The 25,349-nt window shown below is 61.8% G+C and carries 18 protein-coding genes; 1 reads left to right on the top strand and 17 read right to left on the bottom strand.

Annotated elements, in window-relative coordinates:
• From glgX to LVD08_RS14530, 11 genes are all read right to left on the bottom strand, one after another.
• Nucleotides 1-2,160 carry a glycogen debranching protein GlgX gene (glgX, locus tag LVD08_RS14580; protein WP_247268487.1) on the bottom strand — a complete coding sequence of 720 codons (2,160 nt, stop codon included), beginning with the start codon at nt 2,158-2,160 and terminating at the stop codon, nt 1-3.
• Nucleotides 2,161-2,383: 223 nt separating this feature from the next.
• Nucleotides 2,384-2,719, bottom strand: coding sequence for a DUF2934 domain-containing protein (locus LVD08_RS14575; RefSeq protein ID WP_047602241.1), 336 nt, complete (start codon nt 2,717-2,719; stop codon nt 2,384-2,386).
• Nucleotides 2,720-2,746: 27 nt separating this feature from the next.
• A complete protein-coding gene (locus LVD08_RS14570) occupies nt 2,747-5,515 on the bottom strand; it encodes a malto-oligosyltrehalose synthase (RefSeq protein ID WP_247268486.1) in 2,769 nt (922 codons plus the stop codon).
• Nucleotides 5,512-7,590, bottom strand: coding sequence for a 4-alpha-glucanotransferase (malQ, locus tag LVD08_RS14565; protein WP_247268485.1), 2,079 nt, complete (start codon nt 7,588-7,590; stop codon nt 5,512-5,514). Before malQ ends, LVD08_RS14570 begins: the two co-directional genes overlap by 4 nt.
• On the bottom strand, nt 7,587-9,389 hold the full coding sequence (gene treZ / locus LVD08_RS14560) for a malto-oligosyltrehalose trehalohydrolase (protein WP_247268484.1): 1,803 nt from the start codon (nt 9,387-9,389) through the stop codon (nt 7,587-7,589). The genes malQ and treZ overlap by 4 nt, the downstream gene beginning before the upstream one ends.
• A gap of 18 nt (nt 9,390-9,407) precedes the next feature.
• Nucleotides 9,408-10,994 carry a glycogen synthase GlgA gene (gene glgA / locus LVD08_RS14555; RefSeq protein WP_095135607.1) on the bottom strand — a complete coding sequence of 529 codons (1,587 nt, stop codon included), beginning with the start codon at nt 10,992-10,994 and terminating at the stop codon, nt 9,408-9,410.
• 595 nt (nt 10,995-11,589) lie between these two features.
• Nucleotides 11,590-12,543: a D-2-hydroxyacid dehydrogenase family protein gene (locus tag LVD08_RS14550; RefSeq protein ID WP_247268483.1), complete on the bottom strand. Its 954-nt coding sequence runs from the start codon at nt 12,541-12,543 to the stop codon at nt 11,590-11,592.
• Nucleotides 12,544-12,556: 13 nt separating this feature from the next.
• The gene (locus LVD08_RS14545; RefSeq protein ID WP_115989868.1) at nt 12,557-13,609 is read right to left on the bottom strand and encodes an alpha/beta fold hydrolase; all 1,053 of its coding nucleotides are present in this window, start codon (nt 13,607-13,609) and stop codon (nt 12,557-12,559) included.
• A gap of 86 nt (nt 13,610-13,695) precedes the next feature.
• Nucleotides 13,696-14,130, bottom strand: coding sequence for a YqaA family protein (locus LVD08_RS14540; protein ID WP_247268482.1), 435 nt, complete (start codon nt 14,128-14,130; stop codon nt 13,696-13,698).
• Nucleotides 14,130-14,576: a DUF411 domain-containing protein gene (locus tag LVD08_RS14535; protein ID WP_247268481.1), complete on the bottom strand. Its 447-nt coding sequence runs from the start codon at nt 14,574-14,576 to the stop codon at nt 14,130-14,132. The genes LVD08_RS14540 and LVD08_RS14535 overlap by 1 nt, the downstream gene beginning before the upstream one ends.
• A gap of 328 nt (nt 14,577-14,904) precedes the next feature.
• Nucleotides 14,905-16,896: a methyl-accepting chemotaxis protein gene (locus LVD08_RS14530; protein ID WP_027612033.1), complete on the bottom strand. Its 1,992-nt coding sequence runs from the start codon at nt 16,894-16,896 to the stop codon at nt 14,905-14,907.
• A 382-nt stretch (nt 16,897-17,278) separates the two neighbouring features.
• On the opposite strand from LVD08_RS14530, the gene LVD08_RS14525 reads away from it, so the two are divergent.
• Nucleotides 17,279-17,806, top strand: a complete 528-nt coding sequence (locus LVD08_RS14525) for a hypothetical protein (RefSeq protein WP_027612032.1) — start codon at nt 17,279-17,281, stop codon at nt 17,804-17,806.
• Between the two features lie 48 nt (nt 17,807-17,854).
• On the opposite strand, the gene LVD08_RS14520 is transcribed toward LVD08_RS14525, so the two are convergent.
• From LVD08_RS14520 to LVD08_RS28050, 6 genes are all read right to left on the bottom strand, one after another.
• Nucleotides 17,855-18,778 carry a GNAT family N-acetyltransferase gene (locus tag LVD08_RS14520; protein WP_150370497.1) on the bottom strand — a complete coding sequence of 308 codons (924 nt, stop codon included), beginning with the start codon at nt 18,776-18,778 and terminating at the stop codon, nt 17,855-17,857.
• Complete coding sequence (locus LVD08_RS14515) at nt 18,778-20,067, bottom strand: phenylacetate--CoA ligase family protein (RefSeq protein ID WP_247268480.1); 1,290 nt, start codon at nt 20,065-20,067, stop codon at nt 18,778-18,780. Before LVD08_RS14515 ends, LVD08_RS14520 begins: the two co-directional genes overlap by 1 nt.
• A 49-nt stretch (nt 20,068-20,116) precedes the next feature.
• Nucleotides 20,117-22,519, bottom strand: a complete 2,403-nt coding sequence (locus tag LVD08_RS14510) for an aldehyde dehydrogenase family protein (protein ID WP_247268479.1) — start codon at nt 22,517-22,519, stop codon at nt 20,117-20,119.
• A gap of 1 nt (nt 22,520) precedes the next feature.
• Nucleotides 22,521-23,651, bottom strand: coding sequence for a LuxE/PaaK family acyltransferase (locus tag LVD08_RS14505; RefSeq protein ID WP_247268478.1), 1,131 nt, complete (start codon nt 23,649-23,651; stop codon nt 22,521-22,523).
• On the bottom strand, nt 23,648-24,904 hold the full coding sequence (locus tag LVD08_RS14500) for an MFS transporter (RefSeq protein ID WP_247268477.1): 1,257 nt from the start codon (nt 24,902-24,904) through the stop codon (nt 23,648-23,650). The genes LVD08_RS14505 and LVD08_RS14500 overlap by 4 nt, the downstream gene beginning before the upstream one ends.
• Nucleotides 24,905-25,168: 264 nt before the next feature.
• Nucleotides 25,169-25,303: a hypothetical protein gene (locus tag LVD08_RS28050; protein ID WP_256214187.1), complete on the bottom strand. Its 135-nt coding sequence runs from the start codon at nt 25,301-25,303 to the stop codon at nt 25,169-25,171.
• Between the last annotated feature and the right edge of the window lie 46 nt (nt 25,304-25,349).

Genomic DNA, 25,349 nt, shown 5'->3' with positions numbered 1-25,349 from the left:
TCAGTCTTCTTCTTCGCGTTGCAGTTCGAACAGCAGCAGCGAGCGCCCGGTGACCGAATATTCATGGCCGAACTCGAAGCGTTCCTGACCGCGAATTGATGGCTGATTGGTGTCGATCATGCAGGTCCAGAAACTGCCTTCCGGCACTTCTGGCAGGCTGAAGTTGACGATGTCGTGGTGGGCGTTGACCACCAACAGCAATGTCGCATCGGCACCCTTGCGGCGGATCCCGGTTTCCTGTGCGCGACCATCAAGGAGCATGCCCAGGCAACGGTTATTCGCGTCGTGCCAGTGTTCGGTGGTCATCTCGGTGCCGTCCGGCGCCAGCCAGGTGACGTCCTTGACGCCGATGTCCTCGTTGTACTCGCCGACCAGGAAACGCCCGCGACGCAGGATCGGATAAGCCATACGCAACTTGATCAGGCGTTTGACGAATTTGAGCAGCGCCTTGCCGTCCTCGCTCAGGTCCCAGTTGACCCAGCCAATCTCGCTGTCCTGGCAATAGGCGTTGTTGTTGCCGTCCTGCGTGCGGGCGAATTCGTCGCCGGCAACGATCATCGGCGTGCCCTGCGACAGCAGCAGCGTGGCGAAGAAGTTGCGCATCTGCCGATGGCGCAGCGCATTGATCTCGGGATCGTCGGTCGGGCCTTCGACGCCGTGGTTCCACGACAGGTTGTTGTTGCTGCCGTCTTGGTTGTTCTCGTCGTTGGCTTCGTTGTGCTTGTCGTTGTACGACACCAGATCGTTGAGGGTGAAACCGTCGTGGGCGGTGATGAAGTTCACCGACGAGTACGGCCGCCGTCCGCGCTGGTTGAACATCTCGCCGGACGCGGTCATGCGGCTGGCGAAGTCGGCAACCTGGCCGTCGTCGCCTTTCCAGAACGCGCGCACGGTGTCGCGGAATTTGTCGTTCCACTCGACCCAGCCCGGCGGAAAGTGGCCGACCTGATAGCCACCGGGGCCGCAGTCCCACGGCTCGGCGATCATTTTCACCTGACGCAGCACCGGGTCCTGACGGCAGGCGACGAGGAAGCTGTGACGCTCGTCGAAACCGTCGTGATAGCGCCCGAGAATGGTTGCCAGATCGAAGCGGAAACCGTCGACATGCATCTCGCTGGCCCAGTAGCGCAGCGAATCGGTGACCATCTGCAACACGCACGGGTGACTGAGGTCGAGGGTGTTACCGGTTCCGGAATCGTTGATGTAATAGCGCTTGTCGTCCGGCATCAGGCGGTAGTAGGAGGCGTTGTCGATGCCGCGCATCGACAGGGTCGGACCTTGTTCGTTGCCCTCGGCGGTGTGGTTGTAGACCACGTCGAGAATCACTTCCAGATTGGCCTCGTGCAGGTGCGCGACCATCTCCTTGAACTCGGCGATCTTGCCGCTGGCCAGGTAACGCGGGTCCGGGGCGAAGAAGGCGATGCTGTTGTAGCCCCAGTAGTTGGTCATGCCCTTGTGCAGCAAATGCTGGTCGTTGACGAAGGCATGGATCGGCAGCAGTTCCACACTCGACACGCCGAGTTTGCGGATGTGTTCGAGCACGTCGTCGACCATCAACCCGGCAAAGGTACCGCGCACGTTCTCCGGCACCGAAGGGTGACGCATGCTGATGCCGCGTACGTGGGTTTCATAAATGATGGTTTTGTCCCACGGCACGCTGACCCGATGGTCGTTGCCCCAGGTGTGCGCCGGGTCGATGACCTTGCACTTGGGCACAAACGGCGCGCTGTCGCGTTCATCGAAACTGAGGTCGGCGTCGGGGTGGCCGATGGTGTAGCCGAACAGCGCCTCGGACCATTTCAACTCGCCGACCAGTTGTTTGGCGTACGGGTCGATCAACAGTTTGTTGTGGTTGAAGCGATGGCCGTTCGCCGGGTCATACGGGCCATACACGCGGTAGCCGTAGATCAGCCCGGGATGGGCATCGGGCAGATAGCCGTGATAGATCTCATCGGTGTATTCCGGCAGTTCGATGCGCTCGAGTTCGACTTCGCCGGCATCGTCGAAAATGCACAGTTCAACCTTGGTGGCATTGGCGGAAAACAGTGCAAAGTTAACCCCCAGACCATCCCAGGTCGCACCGAGCGGGAAGGGCAGGCCTTCACGGATTCTCGAAGGTTCAGCGTGCGCTGCGGGCTCGGCATTCTTTGGACGGGTCATGATTGCTCCTGCAAATCGGGGAAATTCTCGGCTGATACAAAACCTTGTAGGAGTGAGCCTGCTCGCGATAGCGGTCTGACATTCAATCGCGATTTCGCCTGATACATCGCTATCGCGAGCAGGCTCACTCCTACAGGAAGGTTGTATGTTTCTTGAGGACGAGTGAGTCCTCGGTGGCGAGCGAACCCGCCACACGGTCATTCAGTTCAATAATCCGGGTGTGTCAGTTGGCCGGGGGCTTGCGTGGGGCGCGCGGCTTTTTCTCGGCGGCTTTTTCGCCCGGTGGAATCACTTTGGCGGCGCTGGAAGGCTTGGCTTTGGCGTCCGCAGGCGCCTTGGGCTTGGCCGCCGGGGTCTTGCTTTCGGTGGCTTTGCCGGTCGCAGTCTTGCCGGCAGTTTTGCTGCCCGCAGCCTTTGGCGACTTCTTCGGCGCGAGGGCCTCGGCTTCGGCCAGTTTGCGCGCCATTTCCCAATGACGCGCTTCATGACCTTCAGGTTTGCCCTCCGATTCCCAGATCTGATAGGCAAACTCGCGGATGCGTTTATCGTCGGTACTCATCGCAATGCTCCTGAACTGAACTCGTCGTTACGTAAAGAGTTGGGTAAACAGATTGACCGGGAAATCCCCCAGCGCGGCGCTGACGTTCAGCTCCCTGTTTTTTGTGACTGCGCTGCTGTGAAAAAGTCCCTTCAGGTTTGTGTCAGAGGCGGCGAACGGTAAAACCACCCGTGTATCGCCCCAGCGCAGCGCATCCACCTGTGGCACGGCACTGTTTTCCAGCAACGTCGCGCAGCGGATCGGCAAGATCACGATGGCGTAGCGGCCCTCGTGCTCACGGGCGAATGCGAGCACGTTGTGCGCCTGCTCGCCCAGCACCTCCAGGGCCTGATACGTGCCCCGGCGAAACAGCTCGGCGTGTTCGGCGCGCAGGTTCAACACCTGGGCGATCAACGCTTGCTTGATGCGCCCGTCACGCCAGTTCGCCAGCAGCTCCGGGAGCGGCGCGTGTCCGTCCAGAGCTTGCGCGCGCGCGGCGTAATCCACCGGCCGGCGGTTGTCCGGATCGACCAGGCTGAAGTCCCAGAACTCGTTGCCTTGATACAGATCCGGCACCCCCGGCACGGTCATGCGCAGCAAGGTTTGCGCCAGACTGTTGAGGGCACCGGCCGCCGCGATGCTGTTGACGGTCTTGCTCAGCGCGGCGCGCAGCAGCTCGCCTTCAGCACCGGTGAGCAGGCGTTGGGTGAACGTCTGCGCAGCGTTTTCGTAGGCCTCGTTCGGCGCGCTCCAGCTGCTTTGCAACTTGGCTTCGCGCAGGGCTTTCTGTTGCCACTGCCAGATGCGCTCGGCGTAGTCGCTGAAACCTGCCTGATCTTCATCACGCAATTGCAGCGGCCAGCTGCCGAGCAGCGCCTGATAAAGGATCAGTTCATCGCCGGACGACGGCACTTGATCATCGTCGCGCAGCGGCCGGGCGAGGGCGCGCCACAACTCGACCTGTTCGGCATACCAGTGGCTGCGTTCGCTGAGCACTGCCAGTCGTGCACGGGTGTCTTCGCCACGTTTGTGGTCGTGGGTGGCGGTGGCCAGCAAGTTGTCGGGGAACGCGTCCAGGCGTTGCTGATTGACCGCATGGAAGTCGCTGACCGGCGCGCTGAACTGCTCGGTGTTATAGCCGACGTCATTGCGCGACAGCAGCACCGCCGAGCGATACAACGCGGTGTCTTCCACGGCTTTGGCCGCTGCCGGCGACGTCAGCTGCTGGAAGCGTACGCAGGCGTGCTTGAGGATCTTGCGCGAGCGCCCGCGCGGCTTTTGCCGCCAGGGCGTGCCACCGAGCCAGGCCGCCACACAGTCAAGCACCGGCCAGTCGCCTTCGCCCAGCGTCTGCCGCGCGCCGTCCATGGCCTGCTGGAAGAACTGTTCATCCTGAGCCGCACGACCCAGCGCATTGATGTAAGTGCGATACACCGGGAAATGCACGATCAGCGCCTGCAACACCCGGCGGATTGCGCCGAGGGTCAGGTCACGGGTCATCAGGTCGTCGCGCGCCACTTGCAGCAGCGCCTGGGCGACGCTTTCAAAATCGCTGGCCAGCGAGCCGTTGAGGATCTGTTGCCTCGCCAGTTGCGCTTCTTCAATGAACGCCGCCGGACGCTCGGTGCGTCGCTGCCAGAGGTCGCCGAGGACGTGTTCGCCAGCCGGGTCGTGTTGCAGCAACGACAGTTGATTCATGAACTCGTAACCGGTGCTGCCATCCACCGCCCAATCTGTGCGCAGGGTTTCGCCTTCGCCGAGAATCTTCTCGACGTAGATCGGCAAGTGCCGACCCGGCGCAAGCAAATCGAGGCGCCGGCGTAACTTGCGGCAATAGCCACGCGGGTCGGCGAGGCCATCGATGTGGTCGATACGCAAACCGTCGACCAGGCCTTCGGCGATCAACTGAAAGATCTTGCCGTGAGTGGCTTCGAACACGGCCGGACGCTCGACGCGCAGACCGCCGAGTTCGTTGATGTCGAAAAAGCGCCGCCAGTTGATGTCGTCCGCAGCGGTGCGCCAACTGGCGAGACGGTAGCTCTGGCGTTCGAGCAACTGGTGCAGCTTGTCGAAGCCTTCTGCAGTCGTGGAGTCGTAATGCGCGAGACTTTCCTCGATCGCGGCGAGAATTTGCGGATCGCTTGCCAGCTCCTTCAATTCAGCCTTGAGCGGCATCGCCAGCGCATGGGCGTCAGTCTGGTAGCTGAGGGTGCTGAAACGATCGGCCAGGGATTTCAGCGCTTCGAGCGGTTTGAGCAACTCGCCGTAGTCATTCGGGCAGATCGGAAAGTGGTGCTCGTAATGCTCGACGTGGAAGCGACCTTGCTGCGCATCAAAGCGCAGTTTCAGCGTGCCTTCTTGCAGCGCGACGCCGTAATCGCTGCCGAGAAACGGCAGCAACAATTGGCCTTCCATCAACGGGTCGGGTGAGTGCCACTGGATGTCGAAGAACTCGCCGTAAGGGCTCAGTCGGCCCCATTCCAGCAGATCGAGCCACCACGGGTTGTCACCGCCGCCGACGGCCATGTGGTTGGAGACGATGTCGAGGATCAGGCCCATGCCGTGTTCGCGCAGGGTGCTGACCAGACGCCGCAGCGCCGGTTCGCCGCCGAGTTCCGGATTGACTTGCGTCGGGTCGACCACGTCGTAGCCGTGCATCGAGCCGGCGCGGGCCGCGAGCAGCGGTGAGGCATAAATGTGGCTGATGCCGAGGCGGGCAAAGTACGGCACCAGCGGCACCGCCTGTTCCAGAGTGAAACCCTTGTGAAATTGCAGGCGCAGGGTGGCACGCAGGGGTTGGATGAGGGTCTGGTTCATTGGTCACGCTCGGCAGCTTGCAGGCGGGCACAGGCCAGCAGTTCCAGACGGCGCGCGGCATCGGCGCCATCAAGCAAGGCTTCGCTGTTGCCGGGCAGGCGTCGCGACCAGTTCGGGTGGCTGTCGATGGTGCCCGGCAGGTTGGCCTGCTCGTCGATGCCCAGCGCATCTTCCAGCGGCAGCAACACCAGCGGTGCGCGGGTATGACCGAGGAAACGCACGCTGGCATCGACCACTTGATCGGCTTCGTGGGATTCTTCGCGGAAGTTTTGCGGGTCTTGGCTCAAGGCCCCGCGCAGGCCTTCGCGCTCGCGCTGGCGATGGCGGCGCCATTCGATTTCACCGTTGGCGTCGACAAATTCCAGACGCGCGTTCCAGTCGATATCGCGACCATGCCACCAACCGTTGAGCGTCGGCAGATCGTGGGTGCTGGTGGTCGCTAGCGCGTTGTCCGGCCAGTCGAGGATCGGTTTGAAATACGTGTTGTCCTGTTCGAACAGCAGCACGCGCATGCCGAGGATCGCCCGCGCACTCAGTTTTTCGCGCAGACCGTCGGGCACGGTGCCGAGGTCTTCGCCGAGGACGATCGCCTGATGCCGATGGGACTCAAGGGTCAGCAGGCGCAGCAGATCGTCAAACGGGTAATACAGATAAGCGCCATCGGCCGGCGCCGCGCCGTTGGGGATCACCCACAGGCGTTGCAGGCCCATGACATGGTCGATGCGCAGCCCGCCAGCGTGGGCGAAGTTGGCGCGCAACATGTCGATGAACGCACGAAAGCCGTTGCGGATCAGGCCTTCGGGGGAGAACGCGGAAATCCCCCAACCCTGACCGGAGCGGTTGAGAATGTCTGGCGGCGCGCCAACGGTGAGCGAGGCGAGCAGTTCGTCCTGAAAGCTCCAGGCCTGGCTGCCGGCGCCGTCGGCACCGACCGCGAGATCAGCGATCAGGCCGATGCCCATGCCGGCGCTGCGCGCAGCCGTTTGCGCGCGCTCCAGGCAGCGGTGGATCAACCACTGGCAAAAGGCGAAGTAACTGATGCGTTCGGCGTATTCCTCGGCAAAGGCTTCGAGGGCGGCGCCGCGCGGCTCATGCCAGTGTGCCGGCCATTCGCGCCAGTCGAGGCTTTCGCCACGGGCGGCGCGCATTTCCTGAATAGCTTCGAAGCGGCAGTGGTTTTCCAGGGCTTCGCCACCGGCATGGCGGAAACTGGCGAAGTCCGGATGCAACGGGTGCTCGCCCGCGACGAAACCATCGTACAAGGCTTGCAGCAATTTCTGTTTGGCGTCGGCGGCCGCGGGCCAGTCGATCAGCTTCAAGTCTTCCAGTTGCCGGAATTGCTCGGCCAGACCGCTGGCGTCGATCGCATCACGCAGGGCGCGTTCGCCAAGGATGGCGCCCGGTGCGGCATACAAGGCGTTGAGAAACAGGCGGCTGGACGGCGAATAGGGGCTGTAGCGTCCGGTGTCGGCGCTGAACATCGCATGCAACGGACTGATTGCCAGCGCATCGGCACCGCGCTCGCCGGCCACCCGCGCCAGTTCTTCCAGCGCCTGTGTGTCGCCAAAGCCGCAGTCGCCGGGGCGGCGCAGACTGTACAACTGCGCGCTCAACCCCCAGACGCGAGGGATCGGGTTGTCTACCGCATCGCCGACGCTGAAGCAGCGCTCGGGGGCCACGGCCAGGGTGAAATATTGGTCGGCGATGTGCACCTGCTGATAACCGACCGGGATCAAACCGGGCAGTTTCGCTTCGGCGTCGAGTTTGAGGTTAAGCCGTGAACCGTCTTCAAGGTGGATTTCGCAAGGCGTTTCAGGCTCGAAATAGCGGGCCAGATCAACGCTGATTCCGACATCTGCGGTCAACAGCGGCGGCAGGTGGCGATCCTGTTGCACCTGTTGCAGTTGCAGCAGGCTGGCGTCGATTTCCTGCGCGGTATTGGCCGGATGACCCAGGCCGGTGAGAACATTGCGCAGCACCGCCGGGGCGACTTTCTGCGGGCGGCCGTTGGCGTCGATCCAGTCGACGGCGAGGCCGGCGCGGCTTGCGAGTATTTCCAGTTGCGCATCGCTCATAGGCGCTCTCCATCCAGAGGTTGCAAGGGGGTTGCGGCCGTGAGGCTGACAAGCGCGCAATACGCGGGCAGTACGCCCGGTTCCGACAGGGCAACGGCGGGCGGCTGTTGAAACAGCCACACGGCGTCGGTCTGTGCAGGGTTGACCACTGGCGTATCGCTGAGGTTCAGGTCAATTCGCAGCTCACTGCCATCGCCCAGGCGCCAGCGTGCACTGACCGCACCGAAGCCGAGCATGTGCGCCCCGAGCGCCTGGGTGCCGGATAGATTGGGAATGATGTAGCGGTGGCGCAATTGCAGCAGTTGCCGGTACAGCGTGAGGGTTTCCTGCTGTTTTGCGCTGCCGTTGCCGACCAGGCGAGGCTGCGAGGCGTGGAAGGTCTGCTCGGCATTCGGATCGGGAATTTTTTCGCGTTTGTGCGGATCGGCGAAGGCGCTGAACCCGGCGAATTCATTGCGCCGACCTTCGCGCACCAGATCCGCCAGTTCACCGTGGTGGCTGGTGAAAAACAGAAACGGTTGCTCGGCCGCGTACTCATCGCCCATGAACATCAGCGGAATCATCGGTGACAGCAGCAACAGCACGGTGGCGGCCTGCACCGCGCGTGGATCGGCCAGGTGATGCAGACGTTCGCCGAAAGCCCGGTTGCCGATCTGGTCGTGGTTCTGCAGGAACAGGATGAAAGCGGTGGAGGGCAGGTGTTCGCTCGGCTCGCCGCGCGGTTCGCCGTGGCGGGTGATGTGGCCCTGAAACACGAAGCCCTGGCTTAGGCAGCGCACCAGTTGTTCGGTGGGTTGCAGCGCATAGTCAGCGTAGTAGGCGTCGGTTTCGCCGGTCAGCAGCACGTGCAGGGCGTTGTGGCCGTCGTCGTTCCACTGCGCGTCGTAATCCTCTTCAAGCAAGCTCGACTGGTTGAGCTCGTTTTCGACGGTCAGCCAGACGTGACGGCTTGGATCGATCTGCTGACGAATACGCTGCGCCAGTTCGGGCAGGAAGTCCGGGCTTTCGATGGCGTGCACCGCGTCCAGGCGCAGTCCGTCGAAGCGGTATTCGAGCACCCACATCAGCGCGTTTTCAATGAAGAAGTCCCGCACTTCACGGCGGCGGAAATCGATCGCCGCGCCCCAGGGCGTGTGCTTGTCTTCGCGGAAAAAACCTTTGGCGTAGCGCCCGAGGTAGTTGCCGTCGGGGCCGAAGTGGTTGTAGACCACGTCGAGAATCACCGCCAGACCATGGCCGTGGGCGCTGTCGATCAGGTGCTTGAGTTGTTCCGGGGTGCCATAGGAGGCTTGCGGGGCGTAGGGCAGTACGCCGTCGTAGCCCCAGTTGCGCGTGCCGGGGAATTGCGCGAGCGGCATCAGTTCGATGGCGGTGATGCCCAGTTCAGCGAGGCGCGCCAGATGCTGTTCGACCTCGGCAAAGCCGCCGAATGCGCCGACATGCAGCTCGTAGATCACCGCTTCGCTCCACGGCCGGCCGTTCCAGGTGGTGTGGCGCCAGTCATAGGCCAGCGGATCGACCACCACACTGTGGCGGTCAAGGTCGCCATCCTGGGCGCGGGAGGCCGGGTCGGGCACCTCCAGTTCACCATCGATGTTGAAGCGGTAGCGGGTGCCCGCCGGGCACCGGGTCTTGATCACGAACCAGCCATCGGCCTGCGGTAACATCGGCAAGGACTGGCCGTCTTCAAGTTCGACACTGACGTAAAACGCATCCGGTGCCCACAGCGCAAACTGAGTGTGTTCGGCGTCCTGCATGATCGCGCCGTGGGGCCAGTTTTCTTGGGTCCGTAACGGCATGGTGAAAAGCTCCCTGAGTTATTTGTGGCCGGCTTTACCCAGCGCCTTGGCGACCAGTTGTTCGTAGAGTTCGGCGTAGGGTTCGACCGCTTTGCACCAGTTGAACGGCGCGGCCATCGCTCGGCAACGCATGGCATTGAGCAGTTCGGGAAAGGCAAAGACCTTGAACGCGCGGCTCAGGGCTTCGCGGTAGCTCTCGACAGTGGATTCGTCGAAGAGGAAACCGGTGACGCCGTTCTCGATGGTGTCGGCCAGGCCGCCGGTATTGCGCGCCACGGGCAAAGAGCCGAAGCGCTGGGCGTACATCTGGCTCAGGCCGCAGGGTTCATAACGCGACGGCATCAGCAGGAAATCGCTGCCGGCGAACATGCGCCGGGCGTCGGTTTCATTGAAGCCGATGCGTACGCCGATCTGCCCGGGGAAGCGCAGCGCCAGTTCACGCATGGCCTGTTCTTCTTCCGGCTCGCCACGGCCGATGATTGCGATCTGGCCGCCGTTCTGCACGATGTATTCGGAGACGGCTTCAGTCAGGTCCAGACCTTTCTGATAAACCAGACGCGAGACCACGGCAAACAGCGGGCCGCTGGAATCTTTCAAGCCAAACAGTTCACGTACATGGGCGGCATTGATCGCTTTGCCTTCCCAGTCGCCGATGGCGAACGGCGCGAACAGGTGCGGATCAGTGGCCGCGTCCCAACTCTCGTCGATGCCGTTGGGGATGCCGCTGAGCAAGCCTTGCTGGGTCTTGGCGGCGAGAAAGCCATCGAGACCGCAGCCGAAATCCGGGGTGGTGATTTCCTGCGCATAGGTCGCGCTGACGGTGGTGATGTGGCTCGAATAGGCCATGCCGGCCTTGAGGAACGACATCTTGCCGTAGAACTCCATGCCTTCCTGTTGCAGGGCGTGGGTCGGAATACCCAGCTCCGGGCACGAGCCGAGGCTGGTCACGCCTTGGTAGGCGAGGTTGTGAATGGTGAACAGAGTGGGCGTGCGCTGCCCGCGCCAGTGCATATAGGCAGGGGCCAGACCGGCGGGCCAGTCGTGGGCGTGCACCAGATCCGGGCACCAGTGAATTTGTGCGAGGTTGGCGGCGATGTCGGCAGCGGCCAGGCCCAGGCGGGCGAAACGAATATGGTTGTCCGGCCAGTCGCGGCCGTTGTTGGCACCGTACGGCGAGCCTTCACGCTCATACAACTCGGGGCAGATCAGCACGTAGATCACCAGCCCGTCCGGCATGTCCATACGCCCGATCTTGCACGGAGGCAATGCGGCATGCCCGCCGAGCTCACCGATGATGTGGATCGGGTTCTCGCTGTGCATCACCTGCGGGTAACCGGGGATCAACACGCGCACATCGTGCAGGTGCGCCATGGCGCGGGGCAGGGCGGCGGAGACGTCCCCCAGACCACCGGTCTTCACCAGATCGGCGATTTCCGAGGTCACGAACAACACTTTCTTCTTGTTGGGATTCTGGCTGGCGACCGGCGTCAGCGTTTTGGTGCCCGGGACGTTGATCGACCGGCTGCCGGGAAGACTCACCGTGCTCGATTCACCAACCGCCTGCTGAGCACGCTCTCCCTGAATATCCAATGCCGCACTGATCATATGAATCTCCCGTGTCGTTGATCTGATTCTTGTATCGAACAAGCTATGGCCAAATCCTGTGGCCGGGCGCAAACGCGCCACGCATCGGTGAGCAAACGCTACCCAACACGTGCAAGCAGAATGGGTGAAGGGGCCGTTGCAAGGATTGCACCAGTCGCGTTGACCCTGCCTTTCAGATGACCCGCCGCCATCTGCAAAAGTTTCGACAATTTTTCGGGTTTGTGACTGGCCGGTTTTAATCCGCGAAAGTCAGTCTAGGCCAGATCCTAGAGCGGGCGAGAGCAAACGGATAAATTGTTCGACAATCGGTTGGCAGGCAGCGAAATCCGTGGTGTGCAGGCAGGAACGCACCGACGAAGGGCAGGTTTTTTTGAGGGAGAGGGCTAAAACGGTGACTGGTTGGTCACGATTTTGTGCTGGTGGAATGGCAGGGTGCACTGTTGTGGTGCGGTCAATTTGTTGATGTGTTGTCTATTAAGGCCCCTTCGCGAGCAAGCCCGCTCCCACAGTTGATTTGTGTACGACGCATTTCCAATGTGGGAGCGGGCTTGCTCGCGAAGGCGTCAGTCAATTCACCGCAATCGAAATGTTGCGATCAATTCAACAGGCGCAGCGGATGCCCGGCGGCCCACCCCTGAATATCCTCGATCATCTGCGCAAAGAACTGCGCATAGTTCTGCCGGCTGACATACCCCACATGTGGCGTGGCCAGCACATTGTCCAATGTGCGAAACGGGTGCAGTTCAGGCAGCGGCTCCTGATCGAACACATCCAGCGCCGCGCCGGCGATCTTCTGTTTCTGCAACGCCTTGATCAGCGCCGCTTCATCGACGATCGGCCCACGGGCGGTGTTGACCAGCAGCGCGGTGGGTTTCATCCAGTCCAGCGCCTGTGCGTCGACCAACCCGCGGCTGCGCTCGCTGAGTACCAGGTGCACCGAGAGCACGTCGGCCTGTTCGAACAATTCCTGCTTGCTGACGTAGGTCACGCCGACATGCTGTGCGCGCTCGGCGGTGAGGTTTTCGCTCCAGGCAATCACGCGCATGCCGAACACCTGGCCGAATTGCGCGACCTTCTGGCCGATGCTGCCCAGACCGAGGATGCCCAACGTCTTGCCGTGCAGGTCACCGCCCAGCCCTTGCTGCCAGCCACCGGCGCGCAGGGAATTGGCTTCGTTCAGCAGATTGCGCGTGGCCGCCATGATCAAGGCCCAGGTCAGTTCCGGCGCCGCGTGTTTGTAGCTGTCGGTGCCGCAGACCTTGATCCCGAGGCTGGCGGCCGCCGGCATGTCCAGCGCTGCGTTACGCATGCCGCCGGTGACCAGCAGCTTGAGGTTGGGCAGGCGCTGCAGCAGGTCCTGGTCGAAACGCGTGCGCTCGCGCATCACGCAGATCACCTGGTACTGGCCCAGTCGCTCGGCCAGTGTGGCGTTGTCTGCCGGGTAGTCATGCACAAACGTCACTTCGCCAATGCTGTCGAGCACCGACCAGTCGACCACGTCCCGTGCCACGTCCTGCCAGTCATCGATCACTGCAATCTGCACCGCCATCAGCCTTACCTCATCAACGAACGGGATTGGTGTTGTTCAGCCAGCCGAGCAAGGCCTGGTGAAACTTCGCCGGTTCTTCCATCTGCGGCGCGTGGCCGAGGCCGGGGAATTCCACCAGTGTCGATTGTGGAATCAGCTTGGCGACCTGCTTGCCGAGCACCTCATAGTGGCCGATTTTCGCCTTGACCTCGGGGGACGCGAGGTCCTTGCCGATGGCCGTGGTGTCGGACGTGCCGATCAACAGCAGGGTCGGCATCTTCAGGTCCTTGAACTCGTAGTACACCGGTTGGGTGAAGATCATGTCGTAGATCAGCGCCGAGTTCCACGCCACCTGGGTTTTGCCCGGGCCATTGCTCAGGCCGGCGAGCATGTCGACCCAGCGGTCGAATTCGGGTTTCCAGCGGCCGTCATAATAGGTGTTGCGCTCGTAGTCGCGAATGCCTTGGGCGGTGACTTTCAGTTCACGTTGATACCACTGATCAACGGTGCGGTACGGCACGCCGAGGGCTTTCCAGTCTTCCAGGCCGATCGGATTGACCAGCGCCAGTTGTTCGACCTGATCCGGGAACAGCAGCGCGTAGCGAGTGGCGAGCATGCCGCCGGTGGAATGGCCGAGCAGGGTGGCTTTCTGAATGCCGAGGGCCTTGAGCAGCTGTTGGGTGTTGGTCGCCAGTTGCTGGAAGCTGTACTGGTAGTGATCGGGTTTGCTGGAGGTGCAGAAGCCGATCTGATCCGGCGCGACGACCCGGTAACCGGCCTCGCTCAAGGCCTTGATCGAAATGTCCCAGGTGGCGGCGCAAAAGTTCTTGCCGTGCATCAGCACCACGGTGCGCCCGTTGGCCTTGCCGTGAGCGGCGACGTCCATGTAGCCCATTTGCAGGGATTTACCTTGGGACTGAAAGGCAAAGTGTTTGAGCGTGTAGGGGTATTGGAAACCTTGCAGCTCCGGGCCATAGGTCTGGCCATCGGCGGGTGCAGTTTCAGTGGGCGCGGCAGCGTGGGCGAACAGCGGCAGCGCAGCAGTCAGGACCAGGCCGGGCAGCCAGCGGGATAGCGTGACGGACATAAGGGCAAACTCCATGGAAATCGGCCGATGCTGGAACGCCCGGATTAGGGCGACGTTAACCACAGGCAACGCCATGGCCGGAATGTTCAACCGAGCCAGCCCAGGGTCAGCATCGCCACCACGGTGTAACGCGCAGCTTTGGCCAGCGTGACGATCAGCAGAAAGCGCCCGAGCGGCTCGCGCATGACGCCGGCGATCAGGGTCAGCGGATCACCGATCACCGGCAGCCAACTCAGTAGCAGCGACCAGTGACCATAGCGCTCGTAGTGTTTGCGCGCGGTGGCCATGTTTTTTGGGCTGACGGGAAACCAGCGTCGATCCTGAAAGCGTTCGAGGCCGCGCCCCAGCCACCAGTTGACCAGCGAACCAAGGACATTGCCCAGCGTCGCCACGCCCAGCAGGCCCCAGAGCCAGTAACGGTCGCTGGCGATCAGCCCGACCAGCAGCGCTTCGGATTGCAGCGGCAACAGCGTCGCAGCGCCGAACGCCGCCGCGAACAGCCCGACGTAACCGGCAGCCATCAGTGGGCCGGGTAGTCTGCCACCACCACATCCGTGCCGTCCTTTTTCAGGCCGATCACTTGATAGGCATCGCCCATACCGTCCATTTCCATGCCCGGTGACCCCATGGGCATGCCCGGTGCGGCGATACCCAGCAGATCGTCACGCTTGCTCAGGGCCAGCACTTGTTCCGCCGGCACGTGGCCTTCGACGAACTTGCCGTTGATCAGCGCGGTATGGCACGAGCCCAGGCGCGGTGGCACGCCGTGTTGCTGCTTGAAGCTGCTCATGTCGCTTTCGACATGGTCTTCGACTTTGAAGCCGTTGGCTTCGAGGTGGCTGATCCATTTCTTGCAGCAGCCGCAATTGGCGTCGCGGTGCACTTCGATCGGGATCAGCTCGGCGGCCTGGGCCAGGGAGGACAGGAGCAGGGCGCTGAGGGCGGCCAGTCGCAGGGAGGTTCGCATGGTGGGCTCTCGACAAGGATGACGGTCAAAAAGGAAAGTATTTTGACCGGATTATCCTGCCGGGCATCAACGGAGTGTTTCAAGTTGATACAAGGCAGGCTGGCAGGATGATCATGGATCAAGCCTGACAGCCTGCTGAGCGGGAGATTACAAATCTGTCAGGCGGAATGGAGATGCGCTCTGTGGCGAGGGAGCTTGCTCCCGCTCGGCTGCGCAGCAGTCGCCAATCGGTCAATTTCGGCTTCCTGTTTATTGCGCTGCCAGAGTTGGGGCCGCTTCGCGACCCAGCGGGAGCAAGCTCCCTCGCCACAATAGACTGGTAGGGGACTCACCGAACCTTGAACCGCCCCATGATCGCGCTCACCCGGTTGTTGGCTTCCAGCAGCTGGCGGGTGTTGAGTTCGCTGGCCTGGCCGCTGTGCACCAGTTCTTCGACCATGTGGCGGATCTGCACCATGCTGCGGTTGATCTCTTCGGTGACCGCACTCTGCTGTTCGGCAGCGGTGGCGATCTGGGTGCTGAGGCTGTTGATGTGGCTGACCGAACCGGCCATTTCATCCAGACCGGAGTTGACCCGCGCCGTGGCGTCAGCGGCGGACTGGCAGCTGGCCTGAGTGTTTTCCATGGCGCTGACCGACGAGCTCACGCCTTGGGTCAGGCGGGTCAACATCTCGTTGATTTCCGAGGTGCTGGCCTGGGTGCGAGCGGCGAGGGCGCGGACTTCGTCGGCGACCACGGCAAAACCGCGACCCTGTTCACCGGCCCGGGCGGCTTCGATGGCGGCGTTGAGCGCCAGCAGGTTGGTCTGCCCGGCGATTGCGCCGATCACCCCGAGAATCTCGGTGATGCGCTGCGCGTCCTGCTGCATGCTCTCGACTTTCTGGGTGGCGCTGGCCACTTCGTCGATCAAGGCCACCACGCTGTTGGTCGCTTCACCGACCACCACCCGTGAGCGATCGGCGTTTTCGTTGGCGCGCTGGGTGAACGCAGCGGTTTCAGCGGCATTCTGTGCGACGCTTTCGGCCGTCGAGCTCATTTCGGTGATGGCGGTAACGGTCTGATCGGTTTCCGAAGCGTGGCGCAGCAGAATCTGGCTGGTGTTGGCCGACGTACGCTGCAGGTCGTCCAGGCTCGAAGCCATGGCGCCGGTGGCCTGGGTGACTTCACCGATCATGTTCTGCAGGTAGGCAATAAAGGTGTTGACCGAGTGGCCGATGGCGCCCAGTTCGTCTTCGGCACGGATGGTGATGCGCCGGGTCAGGTCGGCATCGCCGCTGGACAGCAAGTCGATGTTGGCTTTCAGCGCTTTCATCCGCGACACCAGTTGGCGGATCGCATACACCTGCAACAACACCAGCAGAATCACCAGCGGAATCTGCAACAGGCTCAGGCTGCTGAGCACGTCGTCACGCTGGGCGGTGAGCATTTTCGTTGGCAGGGCGGTGGCGAGGAACCACGGCGTGCCTTCGATCGGGCGCATGAAGAAGGTGCTGGCTTCGCCGTTGTTGTCGAACTCGACGCGTTGCGCCTGATCGCGGTTCTGCAGGCCAGCCTTGACCTGACTGGCGAAGGTCGAGCCGGCTGCGAGTTCGCTGATGTTCTTCAGCACGATCGGGCCGCTGATGCGCGAGCTGTTGCTGATGATCTTGCCGTCGGCCTCGACGATCAGCATTTCGGCGTTGAGGTCTTTTTCCTTGCGCGCCACCAGATCGTTGAAGAAGCCCAGCGTCACGTCGATGGTCGACACGCCCCACGCTGCACCGTTTTTCTGGATCGCCATGGCGCAGTTGGTGCGCGGCTCGGCACTCGCGTCATCTTTATAGGCAGCGGCCCAGGCGCACTGGCCGCGCGGAGTCTGCATGCCGCCCTTGTACCAGCTCTGGTCGTAGTAGTTGGGCGCCGCGTCGCTGTTCCAGAAGGTATTCACCGCCAGTTTGCCCGAGGCGTCGCGGTGCCAGAACGTGCTGAACTTGTTGCGCCCGGCCTCACGCTGACCCGGCAGTGGCCAGATCCCGCCACCGAAGACTTTCAGCTCGCCGTATTGATCCACCAGGCCCGGCAACACTGTGTCGATGGCCGCGCTGTCGAGCAGGGGAATGGTCTGGGTGATGCTGCGCTGTTGCGCCTGGACTTTGTTCAGTTCGCCCTGAATCTGTTCGGCGACTTCGGCAATCCGGTTGAGCACCACCTGTTCTTCGGTATGCCGCAGCTTGGGGGCAACCAATTGGCTGATACCGACCACGGTCAGCACCGACAGCAGCAGGATGAACAGAACCAGAAATAACGTGTAGCGAGCCTGAATGGTGCGGAATGCGGGCATGGATACCGGTCCTTGAGCTGCGATTCTTATTGTGGGGTCGAGGGAAAAACGGCGGGGTCACACCAGCGTATCGTCGGCGAACGGGGAAGCTTTAAGTACTTTGGTGCAAGAAAGTGTCGGGCTGACGGAAGGTGCGTGTCGACTCCGATACAAATGGCTTGACCCTCTTGTCAGCCAGCGCAAAAAAAAGCTTCGCGAGCAATCGTCAAACTGCCATGAAACCGCGGCACCGTGAGCTTCTGGCAATTTGTATCGAGAATGTACAAAAATTGTAAGCGGCTGCACTAAAAGGGTTGGTGCCACCAGTTCGCCGGTAGATACTTCCCGGCATTCAAGTAGTCCAGCAAGGACATTTCATGGTTATTTCACAGGGAGTCTTCTCATGACGATCGGCATTGTCGGCGGCTGGGAGAGCAAGGCAGGGGTGCTGGTTCGCAATACAGGCGCGAAGAAGGAGGTCAAGCAAAGCCTCAAGGTGCAGCAGATGCTCGCCAAGGTCGGCACCAATCCGACCGCGCTGAACACTGCCGAAATGGACAAGCAGGGCCTGCGCAAAAATATCAAGGGGTTCGATCCGGCGAATGTCTCGGTCAAGCAACTGAGCAATCTGAGTGTTTTCCTGCGTGAGCGCGGGCTGATTTCCGACATCACCTCCTTTACATTGCTCAATGCCGGCGACAAGTTCGACCGTTTCGGCGTGACCAAAGACCCTGATGCAAAATTCAATGCGCTGGAGTATTTCGCCACCCAGCTCGACGCCATTCAGAACAATGGCCTCAATGGCAATGCCTACGGCAAGAACCTGATCCCTGAATACAAAAAGGCGATCTATGTGCTGCAGAACCTGAAAACCTACGGTGAAGGCAACGCGGCGAAACCGGTGGATCAAGGCGTCAAGTCCAAGGCCTGAGCCGGTCACCCACGGCCCACCCATTGATTGGGTGGGCCGTTTTCGTTTTTAGTCCTGATACCTTTCGCCGGCCTGCTGCGCCTGATCCTGCAGGTGCTGCATGTGTGGACAGTGCAGGCTCAGCGTGGAGGCCTGGTAGCCACGATGAAACAGGGCCAGCCAGCCGTCGCTGTGGTCATCGGGGACAATCCCGGTGAAAGCGAAACCGGCATCGGCCAGTTTGCGCAGCGAGCTGGAAAACCCTTGGGCGAGTCTGAGTCTGATCGAAATCAGCCAGTGCGCCGGCAGTTGTCCCAATTGCTCGAGCAGGTTGTCATCGAGGGCCTTGAGCAGCAGGTCGTAGCGCCCGGATACGTGATCGAAGCGGATCTTCGGGCCTTTCCATGGCACGGTATGGTCGGTGGTACCAAACACCGCCTCCAGACGCGACATCAGCTCGCGGCAATCCTGCGGCCAGGCGAGTGCCGGCAGCGGGCGCCGATAACCGTCGATGCTGCAGTGACCCACAACAATCGTCTCCCGCCCTGTTCCACCGAACGGCGAAGGCGCGTAATCGGGCAACAGACCACAGCTGTGAAACCCCAGGCCGGCGGCCATGCGCTGCGTATACGGGTGGTGCGTGACCTGCTTGATCGTCACGCCTCGGCAATCCAGCGCCTGGGCATGAATCAGCAGCTGCTGGCCCAACTGGGTGGCGATGTTTTGCCCGCGAGTGTCCGGGTGCACCACGGTCAGTGCCAGCTCCGCCAGTGCGCTTCGGCCAGATTGACGAAACAACGTGGCGTGCCCGCAGATATGCTCGTTGACCACCGCTACCAGCGAGTGCCAGCGACCGTCACTGTGGTTCTGGCTGATCATCCAGGGCAGATACACGTGGGGTTGAGGATAATGAACGCCGTAGATTTCTTCGAACAGGCGGCTGACTGCCGGCGCATCGGCGACGCGATAGCGGCGGATGATTGTCGTGTCCATCACGCTTGCCCCTGTTGCGGATGGTCATAAACCCGTCGATCCACGACCCGCTGATGTTTGCCGGAGCGTGGATGACAGGTCAGTTCATCGTTCGCACAGGCGATCACGTTCAGCTCCAGCAATTGATCGGACTGCAGCTTCTCGATCAGCGGGTATTGGTCGATCAGCGCACGGTGCAGGGTTGAGCTTGCCTGGCTGATGTCAGCCGTTCGCGTGCAGGGTACCCACTTGAGGCTCAGCAGATCTTTGCTTGCTCGCTGTTCGATGAGCAGTTGCCAGTCATCGCTGGCGGCGATCTTGCGCACCAGCTCGCCGATGTCACCGGTATCCAGACTCAACACGCTGACCCGCACGCGCTGGCTGTTCATGCTGCGGCCCATCAGGGCGAACTTGCGCATCGGCGTCCCTGCCGGTTCACGCCAGCAGGCGAGGTCGCCGACCGGATAGCGGATCACCGGCATCAGGCGCCGGGTGAGATTGGTCAGGACCAGCCTGCCATTACGATTGCACTCTTCGATGACGGCACCGCTCACCTCATCGATGATCTCCAGCACGCTGTGCCGCTCCAGCATCCGGTGTTCGCCCAGGCTGCAATCGCGAGTGCTGACGCCGATCAGTCCGGCATCGACGCTGGCGTAGCCGATGGAGGCAATGCGTGCGTTCGGGAACACCCGCTTCAGCGTTTGCAGCTGGGCGGTGAACAGGCTTTCGCCCCCGTAGAGCAGGGTTTCGACGCCCTCCAGGATCCGTGACTGGCGCTCAAGCCAGGCGGCGAATTTGAGCATTTGCGCCGGCAGACCGGCCAGCACATTGATCCGGTACGCAACGATCGACTCGGCCAGTACGGCGCTGTCGACGGCCCCGGTGAAGGGAAATTCGCTGACGGGAGTCTGGACATGTGCCAGCGCGTCGTGAAGAAAAATGAAGCTGGCATACAGGTCGCCGACGAAGAACAGATTGGCGACCCGGTCGCCGGGGTTCAGTTGCGCCGTGAGTTGGCTGCCGAAATCGCGCACCAGGGTTTGCCATTCTGCGCGGGTGAACAGCGAGAGTTTTCCTGAGCCGGTGGTGCCCCCGGTCTTGAAGACCATCGCGTCTTCCAGCGGGCCTGACAACACTGGCCAATGGTGCGGATGCTGACTGTCACGCCAGTATTGTTCAGGGTCGATCAGGGGCAGTTCGGTCAAAGCGCTGATGGGTGCCGTGACATCTTTGAAGTGTTCGCGGCAATAGGCCGAATGTTGGCGGGTGTAACCGAGCAAATTGTTCAATTCAACGATCGTGTTCATGATTTTTTCTTGTATGAAGTGGCGATGGGCCGCGTGCAGGTCGCTGCTGTCAGCGGCGCGTATCAATCAGTAGGGGAGTCTTGCCGCTGTGCCGGTTTCGGGCGAACTGCTCGACGGCACACTGCTCGACGTCGAGCGTGAGCAAACCGGTCTGCACCAGCGTGATCAGCGTCGAATAATTCTGCAGTCGGCGGTGTACCTCGGCCGGCTCCAGAGGGCAGTGCAGGCGCATGCGTTCCAGGCCGTCAGGGCCGTGATCGAGGACCAGTTGAAACGGCACCTGAAGGTGCTGCTCCAGGATCGCCAGCGAAATGAAATCGGTGCCGATGCGCAGCAGGTTGCCGTGGCGTTGCAGCAGTTCGAAGCGCGGCGAAGTCAGACCGCAGGCACACGGGCCGGGTAACCAGCGTCCGCTGTCGCCAATGTCATAGCGCTGCACGGACTGACCCTGACGCTCGCGGGAGGTCACCAGCAGACGACCGGATTCGCCGTCACCGACCGGCACGTCATGCTCGAAATCGACAATTTCCAGGTGCTGGATGTCGCTCATCAGGTGGAACACACCATCTGCCGTGGCCCGGCAGGCATGGCCCAGGGGACCGGCATCGACGCTGCCGTAAATCGCCGAGCGGATCAGGCTGACGCCGCAACTTTGCAAGAGCTCGCGGGTTTGCTCACTCAGGTGTTCGCCACCGAGAAAGACCTTGGCGACGCCACCATAGCGCCGCAGTATTTGTTGTTCGTTGATAAACAACCGGTGCAGGGTGCCGGGCATGCCGATCAGCACGGTGATCCGTTGAGCCTCGATCATCTGCGCGATCTCGTGGTAATCGTCGTCCGCCGGGGCGCCCATCGGCCAGTGTCGGGCCTGCAGTTGTTCCAGTACTTTGGCAAAACTGGAAAAGCCGCCGTACAGTCCGCCGCTGAAAAACAGGTTCATGACCCTGTCCTGCGCCGGGTCCAGTCCGGCTGCGAGCAAGCCATCGGCGGCCGCCTGCATCTGGCGCTGGAAGTCGTGGTAACTGAAGCCGGAAAGCACGGGTGCGCCACTGCTGCCGCCGGAGCGAAAGAACAGCTGCGCCGCTGAAGTCGGCGGCTGGCGGACGAATTGTGCCTTGTCCATGATTGGCAGCCCGGTCAGTGGTGGTGGGGCTGGCGGCTGGTCGAGCGTGGAGTGGCGGGTCAGCACGTTCGCCGGCAGACTGACCGACACGCGTCGACTCAGGCGCTGCAGCGCATAAACACCGTCGTGGGGTTCGCCGTCGTAGCCATCGTGAATAGTCTCGATCGGGGTAATGCGCGTCACACCGGCGGCAATCAGCGTTTGTGCCAGTTCGGCGATCTGCGCCTCGGGGCACAGCAAGGCGCAGCTCTGCAGCACGTTGCGCCAGGGCAGCAACGTGGCGCTGAGCCGCTCGCGGGGCAGGGGTTTGAGCAACAGGCTGCGAAACAGCGCAGAAGGTTCGAGCTGGCGATCATGACTCCAGATCACCCGCCAGCCCGACGCACTCCAGACCCGACCGGTCTGCCCGGCAAAACTTTGGGCCAGCCGGGCCATCGCCGTGCAGGTGGTGATTTGCGAAGCCTCTTCAAGCGTCGGCGCAAGGGCCGGCCATTGTCCGGCACGGCGTTCGAACGCGGCGGCCAGTTGCTCCCCGATATCGTTCAGTACGCTCGCGTCGTCGCTGTCCACCAGCAACCACTGCGGGCTGGAGCAGGCTTGCTGATCGAGGCGGCAGACTTCATCGACAATCGCATCGAGGACGGCGGGCGATGCCGCGTCCGGGGTCAGGTAGGCGAAGCTGATGCGGTGCCCCCAGTCGATCCAGCGACAGCCTGGCGGGATCTGCTGGCGGATGGCTTGCAGCGCGGTTTCGCCGCCCCACGCCGCGACACCGTTGGCGTGCTTGCACAACTGACCGATCTGTTCGGTGCGGATCGGCAGCACCGCCACGTAACCATTGAGTTGTCCGCTCGGGTCGCATGCAACCAACGCCTGAAGCAGGCGCGCGGTGAAGCCAGCGTCACTGCTGCTGGGCCGCAGCCAGTTGACGTTGCCGCTCAGCAGACCCTCGATCACCGCACAGAACGCCAGCAGCGGCGCGTTGGCCGGAGTGATATGCACCACCAGGCCCAGCGGACTCCAGCGCTCGAAGCGTGATTGTCGATAGTCGATACGGCGCAGCGATTCCGGGCGCAGGCCCAGTTCACGATCCAATTTGGCTTGCAGGGCGGCAGGCTGGCAGAAATCGATAAGTGCTTCGCGCTGACCGGGAGCCAGTGGCAGTTCCGTTTCTTCTTGTTGCAGACGTTCGGCGAAGGCCTTGGCAGTGGCGAGCAGCGTGCTGGTTTGCAGTGGAAGCTGTAACCTTCGTGGCAACTCCCGCTGAAGTTGGTGCAAGGCGCTGTCGAGGCTGCACTCGGTGTGCAACTGACCGTTGATCAGGTACATATCAGTGCCTCCCCAGCAGTTCGGACGCGGCCATGGCACAGCTCCTCGCGGCTGTGGTGCCGGCGCGGCCGTGCAACTGGAACCAGTCGCTGGCCAGACCGCAGGCACAACGGGTGCCGGGATGCAGCGTGGCCAGATCGCTCATGACCACGGCATGGGCCGGGCTTGAGGAAATGTAGGGCGAGACCAGACTCAGCAGGCCGCGCTGCCCATAGGGCAAGACCGAAAAATCCACTGGGCTGCGTACGTACACCTTTGCGTAGACAGGTACATGAAAGTGATGGTGGGCGCATTCGACGTAAGGCACCGCGTGTTCGACGGCGCCGTAACCGTCGCGACAGTCTTGGGTAGCGATGCCCAGTTGTTGCTGGATCCGTGCATACAGGGCTTGTCTGGGGACTTCTTCGGCGGCGCGGGTTTTCCAGCCGCCGCCGAAAAATGCCAGCGATCCAGCTGGCAGTTGCAGGTCCGCCACGCCGGTGGCGCGCATGCGTTGCAGGGTTTCCCAGAGAAAGGCGGGAAAGCCGAAGATGCGCACCGGCAGACCTTCTTCGGCAAAGGCCTGCAAGGCGCTGATCACTCCGAACAGATCAAACTGGTGGCCGTTACCATTGCGACGCAGGGCGTAAACCACCCGATTGGCGGGAGCAAAACCGCACAGGAATTGATCGGTGAAGGATGTGCCCAAGGTGTTTTTCTGCTCCGGCTCATAGCCGAGCAACAGGTAGTTGCACGGGGCATGCGGGGCAATCCAGCCATATTGGGCGAAAATCCGTTCGACCATGTACTGCGCGGCGCCGAGGCTGCGCGCGTCGTAGCGCATGCGGCTCTTCTGCCCGCTGGTGCCGGAGGAAGTCAGTTCCAGGGCGTCTTCGCCCGTCGGACTGAGCAGCATCTCTTGCTTGAAGAAACTGGCGAAAATCGGTGGCAATTGCGACCAGTCGTCGAGCTCGTCCAGGTCATCGACAGCGATTGCATGGGCGTTCAACCAGTGGCCATAACCGGGCGTATGGTGAGCGTGAAACCGGGTGATTTCGCTCATGGCCAGATTGAACAGCCCTTTGGGGACGGCCTCCTGGCAATAGGGCTGCGGCAATGCGCAAAGCGCATCGCTGTGGGGGAACAGAGTCATCGAATATCCTTATTGATGTGGGGTGGACGCGGCGGGTGCCCCAGAAGGCGGTAGAGCAGGGGCAGGCACAGCAGGCCGCCGAGGCCGGCGAGCAGGGAAAAGGATTGCAGGTTCGAGCCACCGCCGATGATGGCGATGAGCGAGCCGCCGCTGCCCATCACGGCAATCGACAGCATGCCGATCATGGCCGAGACCAGCCCCTTGCCCGCATCGCTGGAGAACAGCGCGAGGCGGTACAGCGCGGCGTTGCTCATACCAAGCCCCAGTGCATACACGGCCAGTGCGCAAACGGCCAATGGCAGCGCAGCCGAACTCAGGGCAGCAGCGATCAGCCCCAGCAGTCCGAGGCAAAACGGCCACAGGGCCAGACCGATCACCTGGGCGAGCGTGTGCCCGACGAGCAATCGATCCAGTAGTAAATTACCGAGGATCACCGCCGCAAACACCGGGATTTGCCACAGGCCATATTCCAGCGCAGACAGCTCAAGGCGTTGCATGAGCAGCACCGGCGCCAGTCCGATCCAGGCAATCAGCGGCAGGCTCATCAGGCCCAGTGTCAGACTGGCGCCGATGAATCGGCGGTTGCGCAGCAGCGCGAGGTAACCCAGGCCGATCTGCCTGAGCGAAAACGCCGCTGGAGCCTGTCGCTGGCCGTCACGGCGCACGACGTCGATCGTTTCCGGCATCCAGGCAAACAGACCGAGCCAGACAAGCACACTCGTTACCGCCAGCCCCAGAAACATCTGTCGCCAGCTCAGCCATTCCAGCAGCAGGCTGCCGAGTAAAGGGCCGAGCAGCGGCGACAGTAGCGCCACGTTGCCCAGTAATGCCATGAGGCGCACGGCATCGGCCTCGCAGAACACTTCCTGCAGGGTCGGGTAGCTGACGGCGACCACAAAGCCCAGGCCCATGCCCTGGATCAGGCGCAACGCATTAAAGGCTTCAATGCGCTGCGTTATGACTGCGGCGCTGCACGCCAGGCCGAACAGCGCACAACCGAGCAACAGCAAGCGACGCCGGCCGTAACGGTCGGAAAGGGGGCCGATCAGCCATTGCAGGCACACGCCACCAATCAGATACAGGTTGAAGGCGTTGGCTACATGCCGGGTATCGGCGTTGAACTCGCCGGTCACCGTCAACATGGCCGGCATGATCATGTCGCTGGCCATATAGGTGAGCAGTTCAAAAGCGGTAATGGCCAGGCAGAATCCGATAATCTGCACGGGCGCCATTACGATCAAGGTTCTCTGCATAAACATCCCTGTTTCAGTAAGCGAGAAAAGTTCGCAGAGACTAGAGGCAGAGTTGTCGCGGCAGCCAATCCTTTGCTGCGACATGAAATTTCAAATACTTACAGCGTATTTACTGACCCCCGCAGGCTGATCGAAAAGGCATTGGCTAGGCACTGGCGCGCCAACAAAAATGCCCGCTGGCGGGCGGGCATGGTTGGCATTGAAAAGGCTGGTGAGGTATCCCGACCGGTATTTCAGGCGCACCGGCGGGCGAACGATCCTGTTCTATCGATGGTAATAACCGGGGCCTTCCTGATAACGATGGTGGCCATCATGCCAACCGCCGTGGGGGAAAATGATGCAGCCGCTCAAGGTCAGTACGGCAAGGAGTGGAATCAGCCAGGTGATTCGACGGAACATTTCAAAGGTCCTCATGGTTACGCCGGCATGAAGCCAAAACTCTTCA

Origin of the sequence: Pseudomonas sp. YL2, from assembly GCF_023063025.1 — a bacterium.
In the GTDB taxonomy this organism is placed as follows: domain Bacteria; phylum Pseudomonadota; class Gammaproteobacteria; order Pseudomonadales; family Pseudomonadaceae; genus Aquipseudomonas; species Aquipseudomonas putida_A.
Note: the sequence above shows the minus strand (reverse complement) of the source record. Positions and strands in the feature narration are given on the sequence as shown.

Bases quoted from the DNA above. Each gene is read 5' to 3' on its own strand.
- LVD08_RS14575 (WP_047602241.1), bottom strand. From the start codon at position 2,719: ATGAGTACCGACGATAAACGCATCCGCGAGTTTGCCTATCAGATCTGG.
- malQ (WP_247268485.1), bottom strand. From the start codon at position 7,590: ATGAGCGATGCGCAACTGGAAATACTCGCAAGCCGCGCCGGCCTCGCC.
- LVD08_RS14535 (WP_247268481.1), bottom strand. From the start codon at position 14,576: ATGCGAACCTCCCTGCGACTGGCCGCCCTCAGCGCCCTGCTCCTGTCC.
- LVD08_RS14515 (WP_247268480.1), bottom strand. From the start codon at position 20,067: ATGAACACGATCGTTGAATTGAACAATTTGCTCGGTTACACCCGCCAA.
- LVD08_RS28050 (WP_256214187.1), bottom strand. From the start codon at position 25,303: ATGTTCCGTCGAATCACCTGGCTGATTCCACTCCTTGCCGTACTGACC.
- glgX (WP_247268487.1), bottom strand. From the start codon at position 2,160: ATGACCCGTCCAAAGAATGCCGAGCCCGCAGCGCACGCTGAACCTTCG.
- LVD08_RS14570 (WP_247268486.1), bottom strand. From the start codon at position 5,515: ATGAACCAGACCCTCATCCAACCCCTGCGTGCCACCCTGCGCCTGCAA.
- treZ (WP_247268484.1), bottom strand. From the start codon at position 9,389: ATGCCGTTACGGACCCAAGAAAACTGGCCCCACGGCGCGATCATGCAG.
- LVD08_RS14510 (WP_247268479.1), bottom strand. From the start codon at position 22,519: ATGTACCTGATCAACGGTCAGTTGCACACCGAGTGCAGCCTCGACAGC.
- LVD08_RS14520 (WP_150370497.1), bottom strand. From the start codon at position 18,778: ATGGACACGACAATCATCCGCCGCTATCGCGTCGCCGATGCGCCGGCA.
- LVD08_RS14505 (WP_247268478.1), bottom strand. From the start codon at position 23,651: ATGACTCTGTTCCCCCACAGCGATGCGCTTTGCGCATTGCCGCAGCCC.
- LVD08_RS14550 (WP_247268483.1), bottom strand. From the start codon at position 12,543: ATGGCGGTGCAGATTGCAGTGATCGATGACTGGCAGGACGTGGCACGG.
- LVD08_RS14525 (WP_027612032.1), top strand. From the start codon at position 17,279: ATGACGATCGGCATTGTCGGCGGCTGGGAGAGCAAGGCAGGGGTGCTG.
- glgA (WP_095135607.1), bottom strand. From the start codon at position 10,994: ATGATCAGTGCGGCATTGGATATTCAGGGAGAGCGTGCTCAGCAGGCG.
- LVD08_RS14500 (WP_247268477.1), bottom strand. From the start codon at position 24,904: ATGCAGAGAACCTTGATCGTAATGGCGCCCGTGCAGATTATCGGATTC.
- LVD08_RS14530 (WP_027612033.1), bottom strand. From the start codon at position 16,896: ATGCCCGCATTCCGCACCATTCAGGCTCGCTACACGTTATTTCTGGTT.
- LVD08_RS14540 (WP_247268482.1), bottom strand. From the start codon at position 14,130: ATGGCTGCCGGTTACGTCGGGCTGTTCGCGGCGGCGTTCGGCGCTGCG.
- LVD08_RS14545 (WP_115989868.1), bottom strand. From the start codon at position 13,609: ATGTCCGTCACGCTATCCCGCTGGCTGCCCGGCCTGGTCCTGACTGCT.